Below are 14,608 nucleotides of genomic sequence, written 5' to 3'. Positions count from 1 at the left end.
ATTAATGAATATCAGTCAGAATGGTTTTTTATTCGTATTAAAAGCTTCTATGAAAAGTACCAAAATACAAGATTATAAAATAAAACATTACCGCGGAATGGCAGCAGCATGGTTTTTTATAATACTATGCGTTGAGTTTGGGCTGGCTTATTTACCGATTGAAAAAATAGGTTTGTTATCTCAATTAACCTTGATTCTTGAGTCAAGAATTCCATCAATATGGTCCGTAGCTAATGAAAAAGCAAGAATATATATGGTCACGACACTCATTTTTATTCCGTTAAAATTGTGGAATGCTTATGCAATAGGTACAATAACAGATAATTGTAAAACTGAAATTCCATTACCCTCCAAAAAGAATAAGATTACATTACGCATGACCATATGTTTTATAGCTTTGTTATCATTTTTTGGGTATGCAATATATCTTACTTTTATTGAAAAATTTATAGGAGACGTACCTTATATGTCTCAACATGAGCAAAACTATAGTGCATTCGTAATATGGTATGAATGGTCGTTTTATAGGTTGGGTTTTTTCTGTATCATAACAGTAGTAGTTTTTACTTCAATAAAAGCTTATTTTAAATATTTTATGTATTTAATCAGTAAAGATTATTATAAGGAATAGTATCAGAAAAACTGTATAGATTGCAGCGTTAATGCAATTAGGGGATTACAAAAAATACTAAAAAATAAATAGCAGAAATCCCGCCGCTATTGCCCGCTTGGGTTCGCAGCGTTTTCCGGCGCCAGATCATCAGTGCTTTACCTGCAAACCGCGTGAGCATGATTGAAGGGCGGCGGGTCAATGCTTGGTCAATGCCATCCGGGCGTTCGTTGCTCTTGTGCGTGGTGCGGCGTGGTGTGGGCGGCCTGGCGTGGCTGCCCCCGATCCTGAACGCCTCTCCCGATCAGAGGGCGTTTTCGCCCATTTCGCCGGTGCGGATGCGCACGACCTGCTCGACGCCGGAGATGAAAATCTTGCCGTCGCCGATCTTGCCGGTTCGGGCCGCCTTGATGATGGCTTCGATGACGCTTTCGACGGTATCGTCCGGCACGACGACTTCGACCTTTACCTTGGGCAGAAAATCAACCACGTATTCCGCCCCGCGATACAGCTCGGTATGGCCTTTCTGCCGCCCGAATCCTTTGACTTCCGTTACGGTCAGGCCGGAAACGCCGGTTTCGGAAAGGGCTTCGCGCACCTCGTCGAGTTTGAAGGGTTTGATAATGGCTTCGATTTTTTTCATTGCCGGATGCTCCGAAAAGAATAATGCCCATGCGGCGCCGGTTGCGGCCGCCGCACGAAGCGGGCGGAACGCTCAAGATTCAATAGGCGCCGCGATAGCGGTTAGTCACCGGGTAACGCCAGTCCTGGCCGAAACTGCGCCGCGTCACGCGGATGCCGATCGGCGCCTGGCGGCGCTTGTATTCGTTGATGCGCAGCAGACTCAGCACGCGCCGCACGTCGGCTTCGGCAAAGCCCTGCGCAATAATCTCCTGCGCGCTTTGGCCGTATTCCACATACGCTTCGACAATGGCGTCGAGCGTTTCATAAGGCGGCAGGCTGTCCTGATCGGTCTGCCCCGGCTTGAGTTCCGCCGAAGGCGGGCGGGTGATGATGCGCTCCGGAATGACGCTAGAGACGCTGTTGCGCCAGCGCGCCAGCCGATACACCAGCGTTTTCTTGACGTCCTTGAGGACGGCAAGGCCGCCGGCCATGTCGCCATAGAGGGTGCAGTAGCCAACGGCGATTTCCGATTTGTTGCCGGTTGTTAGCACCAGCGCGCCCGTTTTGTTGGAAAGCGCCATCAGCAGCGAGCCGCGAATGCGCGCTTGAATGTTTTCTTCCGTCGTATCGGCGGGCAGCCCGGAAAAGGCGGGCGCCAGCATCGTCTCAAACGCCGCCATGCCCGGCGCGATCGGGATTTCTTCGTAGCGCACGCCCAGCCGGCGCGCCATGTCGCGCGCATCGGCCAGGCTGATTTCGGCCGTGTAGGGCGAAGGCATCATGACGGCGCGAACCTTGTCGGCACCCAGCGCATCGACGGCAATCGCCAGCACCAGCGCCGAGTCGATGCCGCCGGACAGGCCGAGGAGCGCACCGGGGAAGCCATTTTTCCCCAGATAGTCGCGCACGCCCAGTACGAGCGCCTGGTAGACCTCCGCTTCAAGCGCTTGCTGCGCAGCAACCTGACCCTGGCGTAAAGCGCCGGTGAGCGCTGCGCCCTCTCCGCCTTCGCCACCCTCTCCGCCTTCGCTGCGCGCTCCGGCAAATTCGACGATTTCCAGCGCTTCCTCAAAAGCCGGCAGGCGGCAGCACAGTTCGCCGTGCGCATCGAGCGCAAAAGAAGCGCCGTCGAACACCTGCTCATCCTGCCCGCCCACCAGATTGACCCGGATGACCGGCAACCCCGCCGCCTTGGCCCGTGCGCGCAAGCGGGCAACGCGCTCAGACGGCGCGCCCATGCGATACGGCGACGCAGCGGGCGAGAGCAGCAATTGCGCCCCGGCAGCACGCGCCGCCTCGGCAACACCCTCCGCCTCCGCATCCGTGCCGATGGCGACAGCGCAGCGCACCCCATTGATGTCGATCACGCAAACATCGTCGGCCGATGCGCAATTCGTCGCACGATTCGTCTCACAATCCGCCGCATGATTCTGGGTCGCCCCCTCGCCCGCCGCAAAGTAACGCTGTGCATCAGCGGCCTGAAAATCGGAAAAATCCGGAAAGTAGCGTTTGTGGCAGGTGGCCAGCCGGCGACCTGCCCCCAGCAGGGTCGCTGCGTCAAAACGCCGCCCTTCGTGCATCAGCGGATGGCCGACGAGCAGCAGGATGCCCGCCGCTTCCGGCGCCGTGGCAAGGGTTTCGAGCGCGGCATCGCACGCTGCATAAAAATCCTGGCGCAGCAGCAGATCTTCCGGCGAATCGCCGCACAGCGCCAGTTCCGGCGTCAGTAAGAGATCGGCCCCCTGCGCCCGGGCGCGCCGGGCCGCAGCAAGAATCTTCGCCGTATTCCCCGCCAGATCGCCCAGTACCGGGTTGATCTGGGCCATTGCAATCTTGAGTGACATAGGTATGAACAATCAGCGTAATAACCGTAACGATCGATGCGGCAGCGGGCGGCCACGATGCGCTTGCCGCCGCCTGCGCCTTCTTTCCAGAAACTCAGGGCAGCGTATCGACAGCCGGCGCCGGCGGCCAGGCCGCGAGGAATTCCCGCCAGTGCGGCTTATCCAGCCGGGCCAGTTCCGCGCGCACATAGGCAATTTCCGCCTCGTACTCTGTTTTCGTCAGCTCGCCGCGCATCAGGCGGAAACGGAGCGAAACAAGATAGGTATTTATAACGTCGGTTTCGCAATAATCGCGGATACCGGCGATTTCGCCGGCCAGCCATGCCTCCCAGACCTTGCCGCCATCCATGCCCAGCTTGCCGGGAAAGCCGATCAGTTTAGCCAGGTCGTCCAGCGGCGCATTGGCGCGCGGCTGATACAGCGCCAACAGATCCATCAGGTCGAGATGGCGCGTGTGGTAGCGGTTGATGTAGTTGTTCCACTTGAAATCGCGGCTGTCGGCAAAATCACCGTCACCGAAATCCCAGTAGCGCGGCGCGGCGACGCCATGAATCAGCCCGCGGTAGTGCAGCACGGGCAGGTCGAAACCGCCGCCATTCCACGAGACAAGCTGCGGCGTAAACCGCTCGATGCCGTCGAAAAAACGCTGAATGATTTCGCCTTCATGCTGTTCCGGTTCGGCCAGCGACCAGACTTTCAGGTCTTTTGCCGTGCGCAGTGCACAGGAAATCACCGCGATGCGCTGTAAATGCAGGGGCAAAAAATCGCTGCCGTTCTGGGCGCGCCGCTGCTGGAAGGCAAGTTCGGCGACCTCCGCGTCGGAGAGGGCAGCGTCAAGGTTGTACAGGCGACGCACGCCGGCCACGTCAGGAATCGTTTCAATATCGAAGACAAGTACGGGAAACATCGATCAATCCGGAAATACGCCGGTGGACAAATAGCGATCGCCACGGTCGCAAACGATGGTCACCAGCGTGGCATTTTCTACTTCCGCGGCCACACGCAGCGCCGCAACCAGCGCACCGCCGGAGGAAATGCCGGCAAACAGCCCCTCTTCGCGCGCAAGACGCCGCGCCATTTCCTCCGCCTCGCCCTGTGACACCGCTTCGATGCGGTCGACCAAAGCCGGGTCGTAAATCTTGGGCAGGTAGGCTTCCGGCCACTTGCGAATGCCGGGAATCTGCGATTCCTCATCCGGCTGGCAGCCAATGATGCAAACCGCCGGGTTTTGCTCCTTGAGGAAACGCGCAACGCCCATAATCGTTCCCGTTGTTCCCATGCTGCTGATGAAATGCGTCACCCGCCCCTGCGTCTCGCGCCAGATTTCCGGCCCCGTGCTGTCGTAATGGGCGCGCGGATTGTCCGGGTTGGCGAACTGGTCGAGGACGACACCGCGCCCTTCAGCGCGCAGCTTCTCGGCCACATCACGCGCCAGTTCCATGCCGCCATCCTTGGGCGTGAGCATCAGTTCAGCGCCCAAAGCGCGCATCGTTTGCCGGCGCTCCAGGCTCTGGTTTTCCGGCATGACGAGAATCATCCGGTAACCGCCAGTAGCCGCCGCCATCGCCAGGGCAATGCCGGTATTGCCGGATGTCGCCTCGATCAGCGTATCGCCCGGCCGGATTTCGCCGCGCTGCTCGGCGCGCCGGATCATCGACAGCGCCGCCCTGTCCTTGACCGAACCGGCCGGGTTGTTGCCTTCCAGCTTGGCGAGGAGAACATTGCCGCGCGCCGCCACCGCCGCGCCCGGCAGGCGCTTCAGGCGCACCAGCGGCGTATTGCCGATCACATCTTCCAGCGTTTTATACATGGCGCCGGCTCAACCAGTCGACATACAGCGCAACACCCGTTTCGACATCGGCAAACGGTGCCTCGTAACCGGCTTCACGCAGGCGCGTCAGATCAGCCTGCGTGAAACTTTGGTACTTGCCCTTGAGCGCTTCCGGGAAAGGCACGTATTCGATCAGCCCCTGTTCCAGCAGGGCGGCAAGCGGCAGTTTCGGCGCGCCGCTGAGCGCCCGGCAACTATTGACGTTGGCCGCCGCCAGTTCGTTAAAGCTCTGCGCCCGCCCGGTGCCTAGGTTGAAAATGCCCGATTTGTCGGGGTGATCGAGAAAAAAGAGTTTGACCTTGGCAACATCGCCAACATAGACGAAATCGCGCTTCTGTTCGCCGGCAGCGTAGCCATCGCAGCCCTCGAAAAGCCGAACTTTGCCTTCGGCGAGGAACTGGTGATAGTGATGAAAGGCGACCGAGGCCATCCGCCCTTTGTGCGATTCGCGCGGGCCATACACATTGAAATAGCGGAAACCGGCAATCTGTGAATTGGCGTGTGGCAGGCGCTGGCGAACGACCTGGTCGAACAGGAATTTTGAATATCCGTATACGTTGAGCGGGGCTTCGCACGCCCGTTCTTCGCGGAATTGATGACTGGCGCCGTAGGTTGCCGCACTCGATGCATAGAGAAACGGCACTGCCTGATCCAGGCACCAGTCCAGCAGATCCTGCGAGTAGCGGAAATTGTTTTCCATCATGTAACGACCGTCAGATTCCATCGTGTCCGAGCAGGCGCCTTCGTGGAAAACCGCCGCGATATCACCATCGAAATCCCCGGCCAGCAGGCGGTCCAGAAAATCTTCCTTATCGAAATAATCGGCGATCTCGCAATCGACCAGGTTGCGGAACTTGTCGGCGCGCTTCAGGTTATCGACGGCGAGAATCCGCTGCTCGCCGCGTTCATTAAGTGCCTTGACGATATTGGATCCGATGAATCCGGCCGCGCCGGTGACGATGACATACATTAGGTTTCTCCTCAGTCCATTTTCAGCGCCGCTCAGCGCCCGGCCCCTAGCGCCGCTTCCAGCTCCTTGCGCGTACAGACGGCCGTGCCCAGCTTTCCAACGACGATGCCGGCGGCCATGTTGGCCACATGAATGGCCCGGCTCCAGCTGGCGCCGCTTGCCAGCATGACCGCCAATGTGGCGATGACGGTATCGCCCGCACCGGAAACGTCATACACTTCACGCGCCACGGCTTTTTCATGCATCGTACCACCGTCCCGGAACAAGGACATGCCCGCTTCGCTGCGCGTTACCAGCAAAGCGTCCAGTTTCAGGGATTCGCGCAATGCGGTAGCCTTGCGTTCAAGTTCCTCCTCATTCTGCCAGCGGCCAACGATCTGGCGCATTTCCGCACTATTGGGCGTAATGACCGTCGCGCCCGCATAGACCGAATAGTCCTCGCCTTTGGGGTCGACGAACACCAGTTTATCGGCGGCCCGCGCCAGCTGGATCATTTCGCTAACATGCGTCAGCCCGCCTTTACCGTAGTCGGAAAACAGCACGGCATCGAATTCCGGCAAACGCCGTTCAAATTCGGACAGTTTGGCAAGCAGCACGTCACGCGACGGCACATTTTCAAAGTCGATACGCAGTAATTGCTGCTGGCGCGCAATCACGCGCAGCTTGACAACCGTGTCGATGGCTTCGTCGATGTAGAAGCAGGTGTCGATGCCCTCTTTCTCCATCATCCGCTTCAGGCTCACCCCCGGTTCGTCATCCCCCGTCAAGGCCAGCAGCGAAACGCTCGCGCCGAGCGCCGCGGCATTGCGCGCCACATTGGCCGCGCCGCCCGGTCGTTCTTCACTGCGTTCAATTTTGACGACCGGCACCGGCGCTTCCGGCGAGATGCGCGAAGCATCGCCAAACCAGTAGCGGTCAAGCATCACGTCGCCGACGACCAACAGGCGAACGTTCGAAAAATCGCCAAGCGGCGCGGACGCTGCGGCAGACATTGAGGGCATTGCGCTCATTTTCCAGGCTTTCCTTTTATCAGGGCATCAGTTCAAATTCTTCACTGCGCTTCGGTGAATAGGTTTCCCAGTCACCGCAGGCCGGGCAGCGCCAATAGAACTGGCGCGCCTTGAAACCGCAGCTATCGCAGCGGTAACGGGCCAGCCGGCGGGTATAGCCCTGGATGATACTCTTGGCCAGATCGAGGTCGACGCGCATTTCGGGCATCGCCATCAATACACGCGCTTCGACCAGCTTGTCCAAGCCGAGCAGGGTTGGATTGCGTTTCAGCTCGTCACGCACCAGCACATAGGCGGCCTCCGCGTCCTCGCTCTCCAGCACCAGCTGGAAGACGACATTGAGAAGATCGAATGATGGGTAGCGCTCAAGATAGCCGCGCAGTAACTGCGCACCTTCATCACGCCGGTCGAGCTTGCGAAAGGCGTCAAGCAGGCGGTTGGCCGCCAGTGCCAGAAAGGCCGGATCCTGCCGTTCGATACGCTGCCAGCAGGCAATGGCTTCGTCGTAGCACTCCCGCGAGACTTCGATGTCGCCTTGCAGCAGGCTGGCACGCACGCACTGCCGGTTTTTTTCCAGCGCTGTCCGCAGATACTCCGATGCCTCATCAAGGCGCGAGCGGATCAGCGCCGCTGCCGCCAGCTCACAGTAATACTCGGCGATTTCCTTGTGGGTGGCGACATCGGGCAGTTCCTCGGCAATGGTAATGGCGCGCTCCCAGTCCTTTTCCAGCTGGTAAATTTCCAGAAGACTGCGCTTGGCTTCCTCGTTCAGATCGGTACTGCGCAATTGCTCAAAAATGGCTTCCGCACGGTCAAGCAACCCCGCTTTGAGAAAGTCTTGCCCCAGTTCGGCCATGGCCTGCAATTTGAGATCCTGCGGCAGATCGTCGCGCTCGACGAGGTTCTGGTGCATACGGATGGCGCGTTCGGTCTCGCCACGCCGGCGAAATAGGCTGCCCAGCGTAAAGTGCAATTCAACGGTCTGCGGATCGATTTTCACTGCCTCGACGAAGGCTTCGACGGCGCGATCCTGTTGTTCATTGAGCAGAAAGTTCAGCCCCTGGAAGTAAGAACGCGGCAACGCGCGCGATTCCCTGACCAGATGCTTGATGTCGATGCGCGCCGCCAGCCAGCCCATGCCAAAAAACAGGGGACATAACAGCAGCTCCCAGTATTCGAATTCAATCATCTTTTGTCCCCTTGTACCGCCCGGGGCTTTTCGTGCCCGCATTTGCCCTGCAAAAAAATAGGCGGCAAACCGCTGTTGCCGCCTAGGGTCGATACATTCAATGTTTCTGCTATAGCTCGCCCTGCTATCCCGCCCTCAGCGGGCGGCCTTGCATGGAAAGCCGGAGTCATCGATTACACGCGCTTCACTGCGCCTTACCGGCTTTGACGGTGCGATCAACGCATTCGCGCAATTCCTTGCCGGCCTTGAAATGGGGCACCCATTTCTCGGGGACGCTTACCTTGTCGCCGGACTTGGGGTTTCGCCCCATGCGCGGCGGCCGGTAATTGAGTGCAAAACTGCCGAAGCCGCGGATCTCGATACGATCGCCCCTGGTCAGTACCTCAGACATCGTATCGAGTATCATCTTGACGGCCAGATCGGCATCTTTCGCACCCAACTGTGGAAACCGCTCCGCGAGGCGCGCGACCAGATCTGACTTGGTCATCATTCCCAAGTCCCTCTATTGCTGGTTGAGCTTGGCCTTCAGCAAGGCGCCGAGGTTGGTCGTACCGGAGCTGGCACTGCTTTCCGCAGACAGTTTCTGCATCGCCTGATGCTGCTCGGCCTGATCCTTGGCCTTGATCGACAGGTTGATCGAACGCGTCTTGCGGTCGATGTTGATGATCATCGCCTCAACTTCGTCGCCTTCCTTGTAAACCTTGGTCAGATCGTCGATACGCTCGCGCGAGACTTCGGAAGCACGCAGGTAGCCTTCCATCTCGCCTTCCAGCGCAATCACGGCACCACGCGCATCCACCGACTTGACGGTTCCCTTGACGATGGCGTTCTTGTCATGCGTTGCGATAAACGCGGTGTAGGGATCGCCGTCAAGCTGCTTAATACCCAGCGAAATACGCTCTTTTTCGGTGTCGATCGCCAGCACGACGGCTTCCACCTCGTCGCCCTTCTTGAAGTTGCGAATCGCCTCCTCGCCTGGCGTCGACCACGACAGATCGGAAAGATGCACCAGACCGTCGATACCGCCCGGCAGGCCAATGAAGATACCGAAATCGGTAATCGACTTGATTGCGCCCTTGACCTTGTCCCCTTTCTTGTAGTTCATCGCAAAGTCATCCCACGGATTCGGCATGCATTGCTTCATACCGAGCGAGATACGGCGGCGATCTTCGTCGATTTCGAGGATCATTACCTCGACTTCATCGCCCAGCTGGACGACCTTGGACGGATGGACGTTCTTGTTTGTCCAGTCCATTTCCGAAACGTGAACCAGGCCTTCGATGCCCTGTTCGATTTCGACGAACGCGCCGTAATCGGTCAGATTGGTCACCTTGCCGAACAGGCGCGTGCCCTGCGGGTAACGGCGGGCAATACCAACCCACGGATCTTCGCCCAGTTGCTTGAGACCGAGCGATACGCGGTTCTTCTCCTGATCGAATTTGAGAATCTTGGCCTGCACTTCGTCGCCCACCGCCAGCACTTCGGACGGATGGCGCACACGACGCCAGGCCAGATCGGTGATGTGCAGAAGGCCGTCGATACCGCCGAGATCAACGAATGCGCCGTAATCGGTAATATTCTTGACGACGCCCTTGATGATGCTGCCTTCCTTGAGATTGGCCAGCAGCGCTTCGCGTTCTTCGCCGACTGTCGCCTCAAGCACGGCGCGCCGCGACACAACCACGTTGTTGCGCTTGCGATCCAGCTTGATCACTTTGAATTCGAATGTTTTGCCTTCGTACGGCGTCGTATCCTTGACCGGACGCAAATCGACCAGCGACCCGGGCAGGAAGGCGCGCACGCTATGCGCCATGACGGTCAGACCACCCTTCACCTTACCGGTGATCGTTCCGGAAATCAGAGAACCTTGCGTTAGCGCTTCTTCGAGGTAATTCCAGGCTGCGACGCGCTTGGCGCGTTCACGCGAGAGACGGGTTTCACCAAAACCGTTTTCGAGCTGGTCGATGGCCACCTGAACAAAATCGCCCACTTGCACTTCAAGCTCACCCTGGTCGTTGAGGAATTCCTCACGATCGATATAGCTCTCAGACTTCAGTCCGGCGTTGACAACAACAAAATTCTGATCGATGCGCACGACTTCGGCGGTAATTACTTCGCCCTGGCGCATTTCCTGACGGTGCAGGCTGGCTTCGAAAAGATCGGCAAAACTCTCTTGCGTGGAAGGAATGTTGGACATAAAAGAAAATTAAAAATTGAATGAATAAATTGACCGCATGATTGCGGGATACACTAAAAAACGCTGCCTGAGCTTAAAACCGATGCACTGTTCCGACTAACATCCGCGGAATACGCCCAATCCTCCGTCAGACAACCCCAAACGCCTGAACAAGAAGCCTGCATAATTCCCGCCGTTTCATCCGGTCACTTCCGAAAAAACCGCAGAATCTGCCGCAACCCACAGCGCGCTTACTACACTTGCTTTACCGCTACTACAAAAAACACAAAAGCCCATCAAGCCCATCGCTGCCGGCATTGAAAAGCGCCCTAAACCGCTTCGCCATGCCAGGCCAATACTTTTTCGACGGCCTGCTCGATCGTCAGATCGGAGGTATCGAGTAGACAGGCCTCTTCACTTTGCCGGAGCGGCGCAACCGGACGTTGACTATCGCGTTCGTCGCGCTCACGCAAATCCTGCAAAATGGGCTGAATGCTAGCAGACATCCCATTTTCTCTCAACTGCTGATAGCGTCTTTGCGCACGAACTTCGACACGTGCGGTCAGAAAAATCTTGGTCTGCGCATCAGGAAAAACGACCGATCCCATATCACGCCCATCCGTCACCAAGCCCGGCGCGCGCCGGAAAAGGCGCTGACGGAATAGCAATGCTGCACGCACGGCCGGCCATGCCGCGACCTGCGAGGCGCCCGCGGAAATTACCTCGCTGCGAATTGCCGCGCTCACCGGCTCGCCGGCAAGCCACACTGAGTCCGAATCAAACCTGACATTCAGCCGGGCGGCGATCACCGCCAACGCCTGTTCATCATCCCAGGTGACGCCGGCACGCTGTGCCGCCAGCGCCGTCAGACGATACAGCGCACCGGAATCGAGATAATGCCAGCCGAGCGCCGTTGCCACGCGCGCCGCCACGGTTCCCTTTCCCGATGCCGAAGGCCCGTCGATGGCGATCACCGGAACCGCCTGCGTCACCTCGGCAAAGCGGGCAAAGTAATCGGGAAAAGTCTTGGCGACACATCCCGGATCGTTGATGCGCACCGGCGCCCCGAACGCGGCCAATGAAAAACACATCGCCATGCGATGATCCTCATACGTATCGACGCCTTCCGGCGGCGAAGACAGCCCGCCCGATGGCGGATGGATACGCAGCCAGTCCGCCCCCGCATCCACCGTGGCGCCCAGTTTTTTCAGCTCGGCGGCCATCGCGGCAATACGATCGGTTTCCTTGACGCGCCAACTGGCGATATTCCTCAGCGTCGTCTCCCCTTCGGCAAAGAGCGCCGTTGTCGCCAGCGTCATCGCCGCATCAGGAATCGCATTGGCGTCGAGGTCGATGCCGTGCAAACGCCCACTTGCCGGCGCACGCGCGGTAATGGCGCGGTCGCCGACATCAATACGTGCGCCCATCTGAGCCAGCGCCTCGGCAAAACGCACATCGCCCTGTACCGAGTCGGCACCGACGCCTTCGACACGCACCGGCCCGCCCCCCAGCGCACCCAGCGCCAGGAAATACGAAGCAGAAGACGCATCGCCTTCGACGCGCACCCGCCCCGGCGAGCGATAAGCACTGCCCGCTGGTACGACGAAGCGCCGCCCGCCTTCACGAATGACCTCAACACCAAAGCGTGCCATCACGGCCAACGTCATTTCGACATAAGGCCGGGAAATCAGCTCACCGGTCACCTCGACGGCCGTTTCCACGCCGCCCAGCGGAAGCGCCATCAGCAGGCCGCTGAGAAACTGGCTGGACACGTCGCCGCGAATTTGCACGCATCCGCCCGGCCGAACCGTCCCCGGACGGATGGCCAGCGGCGGGTAATTTTCATTACCCAGATAATCGATGTGCGCTCCCAGACGGCGAAGCCCATCGACCAGATCACCGATCGGCCGTTCGTGCATGCGCGGCACGCCGGAAAGCGTGTAATCGCCGCCAGCCAATGCCAGTACGGCGGTCAGCGAGCGGAAGGCCGTGCCGGCATTGCCCAGAAATAACGCCGCTTTTCGCACGGGAAAGCGTCCGCCGACCCCCTGCACCCGAACCCCCGACACACCCTGCGGTTCGATGCGAACGCCCAGAATCCGCAGGGCATCCAGCATACGTGCCGTATCATCGGATGCCAGCAGGCCGGAAATTTCGGTTTCACCCGCAGACAACGCGGACAGCAGCAGCAGACGGTTGGACAGACTCTTTGAACCAGGCAGGCGCACGACGCCGCCCGCCGAGCACACGGCCGGCAGATCAATAAATGCCTGTTTTTTCGTCACCCCCATACGCCTGCCTTCTCCAGTGCTTCCGGTTTTTCTGTTGTTCCTATTTTTCCGCCTCGCTAGCCCAGGCGCGGCGCGCGGCGCGCGCGGCGGTAAAGACATCGTTCAAGCGCCCGCCATCATTGGCCTCCAGCGCCGCATACAGCGCATCGAGCTGCCGTCGGTAAGCTTCCAGTTCCGCCAGGAGCGGAAGGCGGTTGGCCAGGCAGATATCGCGCCACATTTCCGGATGGCTGGCGGCAATACGGGTGAAGTCGCGGAAGCCACTGGCGGCAAAGGCAAACAACCGTCCGCTGTCCTCGCGCTGCGCCAGATCGTACACCAGCGCATACGAGAGCAGATGCGGCAAATGGCTAACGGCAGCGAAAATACGGTCGTGCTCTGCCGGCGACAATTCATGGATCTGCGCTCCGCACCATTCCCAAGCCGAACGGATACGGGCGACATCGAGCGGGGTGTTTTCCGGCAGCGGTGTCAGAACGACCTTCTTATTACGGTAAAGATCCGCGCGCGCCGCCGCCGGCCCACTGTGCTCGGCGCCTGCGATCGGATGGCCGGGGATGAACTGTCCGATCCTGCCGCCGAAAAATTCGCGCGCGGCAGCCACCGCATCCATTTTGGTGCTGCCGCCGTCAGTCACCAGCGTCCGCTCGCCGAGGTAGGGGGCGATACGTGCCATGACTTCTGGCATCTGCGCCACGGGCGAGGCAATCAGCACGAGGTCGGCATCGGGAATTTCATGCCCCGGATTGATGCCGACACGATCGACGATACCGAACTCCAGCGCCTGTTTCATCCCTGACAGGCTGCGGCCGAAGCCGACAACCTCCTGCACCTGCCCGGCAGCCTTGAGCGCCAGGGCAAAGGAGCCGCCCACCAGTCCCGCACCGAAGATGACCAGCTTGCCGAATTCTGCCTGTTCGCGCATTGCCATGCTCTGCCGCCTCCCGATTCCCTGTTTTCCTGCCACTCAGTAGAGCGCCGCCGGGTAGGAGCCCAGTACGCGCAGATAGGCCGCGCGCTGCTCCAGCGCCGTCAGTGCCTGGGTAACGTTGGCATCCTGCCGATGCCCGTCGATATCGACGTAAAACACGTATTCCCACAGGGTATGGCGCGCGGGGCGGGATTCCAGGCGCGTCATCGACACGCCGTGCTCGGTAAAAGGCATCAGCAGGTCGACCAAAGACCCCGTTCGGTTTGGCGCCGACATGATCAGCGAGGTCTTATCGCGGCCGGAAACACCGGCATCCTGATGACCCAGCACCAGAAAACGGGTCGTATTGTTCGGTTCGTCCTCAATATTTTCCGCCAGCCGTGGCAAACCATAGCGCTCGGCCGCCGCATCGCCGGCAATTGCCGCCGCCCCTGCTTCACCGCCAGCGGCCATCTGCGCCGCCTGCGCATTGCTGCCCACCGAAATGCGCTGCGCTTGCGGCAACATACGGCTCAGCCACTCATGGCATTGCGCCAGCGACTGTGCATGCGAATACACTTTGGTGATTTTTTCCAGCGCCGTTTCACGGGACAGTAAATGCTGCTGGATGCGCATGAGAACTTCGCCGCAGATACGCAAGGGCGTCGTCATCAGCAGATCCATCACCCGCCCGATGGCGCCTTCCGTTGAATTTTCAGTGGGAACAACGGCATAGTCGGCATGGCGGGCTTCGACCACACGGAAAATGCGGTCAATCGAATCTTGCGGGAACAAACGCGCCGCATGGCCGAAATGCTTGACGGCAGCGCTTTCCGAAAAAGTGCCGAGCGGTCCGAGAAAAGCCACGCCCAGCGGCCGTTCGAGCGACAAGCAGGCGGACATAATTTCACGAAAGAAACGGACAACCCCTTCGTCAGACAAAGGCCCGCGGTTCATCTCCCGAATGCGCCGCAGTACCTGGGCTTCCCGCTCGGGGCGATAGATTACGTCCGCTTCGCCATGTTCCGCCTTGATGGCGCCGACGCGCTGCGCGCAGGCTGCACGCTGGTTGAGCAGCGCCAGCAAACGCGCGTCGATGGCGTCAATCTGGTCGCGCACTTCCGCTAGTTGGCGGGACAGCGCCTCATTCGGC

At 59.1% G+C, this 14,608-nt stretch carries 13 protein-coding genes; 1 reads left to right on the top strand and 12 read right to left on the bottom strand.

The features are described 5' to 3' along the window. Positions 1-4: 4 nt before the first annotated feature. Complete coding sequence (locus ABCS64_RS03555) at positions 5-631, top strand: hypothetical protein (RefSeq protein WP_418890544.1); 627 nt, start codon at positions 5-7, stop codon at positions 629-631. A 283-nt stretch (positions 632-914) separates the two neighbouring features. On the opposite strand, the gene ABCS64_RS03550 is transcribed toward ABCS64_RS03555, so the two are convergent. The 12 genes from ABCS64_RS03550 to pheA form a co-directional block, all read right to left on the bottom strand. Then, positions 915-1,253 (bottom strand): P-II family nitrogen regulator, encoded by a 339-nt coding sequence (locus ABCS64_RS03550; RefSeq protein WP_418890543.1) that lies wholly within the window; start codon positions 1,251-1,253, stop codon positions 915-917. A 79-nt stretch (positions 1,254-1,332) separates the two neighbouring features. Then, positions 1,333-3,078 (bottom strand): NAD+ synthase, encoded by a 1,746-nt coding sequence (locus ABCS64_RS03545; RefSeq protein WP_418890542.1) that lies wholly within the window; start codon positions 3,076-3,078, stop codon positions 1,333-1,335. 94 nt (positions 3,079-3,172) lie between these two features. Continuing rightward, positions 3,173-3,985, bottom strand: a complete 813-nt coding sequence (locus tag ABCS64_RS03540; protein WP_418890541.1) for a 3'-5' exonuclease — start codon at positions 3,983-3,985, stop codon at positions 3,173-3,175. A 3-nt stretch (positions 3,986-3,988) separates the two neighbouring features. Next, complete coding sequence (gene cysM, locus ABCS64_RS03535) at positions 3,989-4,888, bottom strand: cysteine synthase CysM (protein ID WP_418890540.1); 900 nt, start codon at positions 4,886-4,888, stop codon at positions 3,989-3,991. Then, on the bottom strand, positions 4,881-5,879 hold the full coding sequence (gene rfaD / locus ABCS64_RS03530; protein ID WP_418890539.1) for an ADP-glyceromanno-heptose 6-epimerase: 999 nt from the start codon (positions 5,877-5,879) through the stop codon (positions 4,881-4,883). Before rfaD ends, cysM begins: the two co-directional genes overlap by 8 nt. 32 nt (positions 5,880-5,911) lie before the next feature. Then, positions 5,912-6,889, bottom strand: coding sequence for a D-glycero-beta-D-manno-heptose-7-phosphate kinase (gene rfaE1, locus ABCS64_RS03525; protein ID WP_418890538.1), 978 nt, complete (start codon positions 6,887-6,889; stop codon positions 5,912-5,914). A 19-nt stretch (positions 6,890-6,908) separates the two neighbouring features. Next, a complete protein-coding gene (gene lapB, locus ABCS64_RS03520) occupies positions 6,909-8,075 on the bottom strand; it encodes a lipopolysaccharide assembly protein LapB (protein ID WP_418891866.1) in 1,167 nt (388 codons plus the stop codon). Positions 8,076-8,262: 187 nt separating this feature from the next. Continuing rightward, a complete protein-coding gene (locus ABCS64_RS03515; RefSeq protein ID WP_418891865.1) occupies positions 8,263-8,565 on the bottom strand; it encodes an integration host factor subunit beta in 303 nt (100 codons plus the stop codon). Positions 8,566-8,580: 15 nt separating this feature from the next. Beyond that, positions 8,581-10,275, bottom strand: coding sequence for a 30S ribosomal protein S1 (rpsA, locus tag ABCS64_RS03510; RefSeq protein WP_418890537.1), 1,695 nt, complete (start codon positions 10,273-10,275; stop codon positions 8,581-8,583). 308 nt (positions 10,276-10,583) lie between these two features. Continuing rightward, positions 10,584-12,545 (bottom strand): bifunctional 3-phosphoshikimate 1-carboxyvinyltransferase/cytidylate kinase, encoded by a 1,962-nt coding sequence (locus ABCS64_RS03505; protein WP_418890536.1) that lies wholly within the window; start codon positions 12,543-12,545, stop codon positions 10,584-10,586. Positions 12,546-12,585: 40 nt separating this feature from the next. Further along, the gene (locus ABCS64_RS03500; protein WP_418891864.1) at positions 12,586-13,470 is read right to left on the bottom strand and encodes a prephenate dehydrogenase; all 885 of its coding nucleotides are present in this window, start codon (positions 13,468-13,470) and stop codon (positions 12,586-12,588) included. 42 nt (positions 13,471-13,512) lie between these two features. Then, positions 13,513-14,595, bottom strand: a complete 1,083-nt coding sequence (pheA, locus tag ABCS64_RS03495) for a prephenate dehydratase (RefSeq protein ID WP_479686661.1) — start codon at positions 14,593-14,595, stop codon at positions 13,513-13,515. Between the last annotated feature and the right edge of the window lie 13 nt (positions 14,596-14,608).

The organism is Dentiradicibacter hellwigii (genome assembly GCF_041770905.1).
GTDB lineage: Bacteria > Pseudomonadota > Gammaproteobacteria > Burkholderiales > Rhodocyclaceae > Propionivibrio > Propionivibrio hellwigii.
This window is presented reverse-complemented; position numbering and strand designations above follow the sequence as displayed.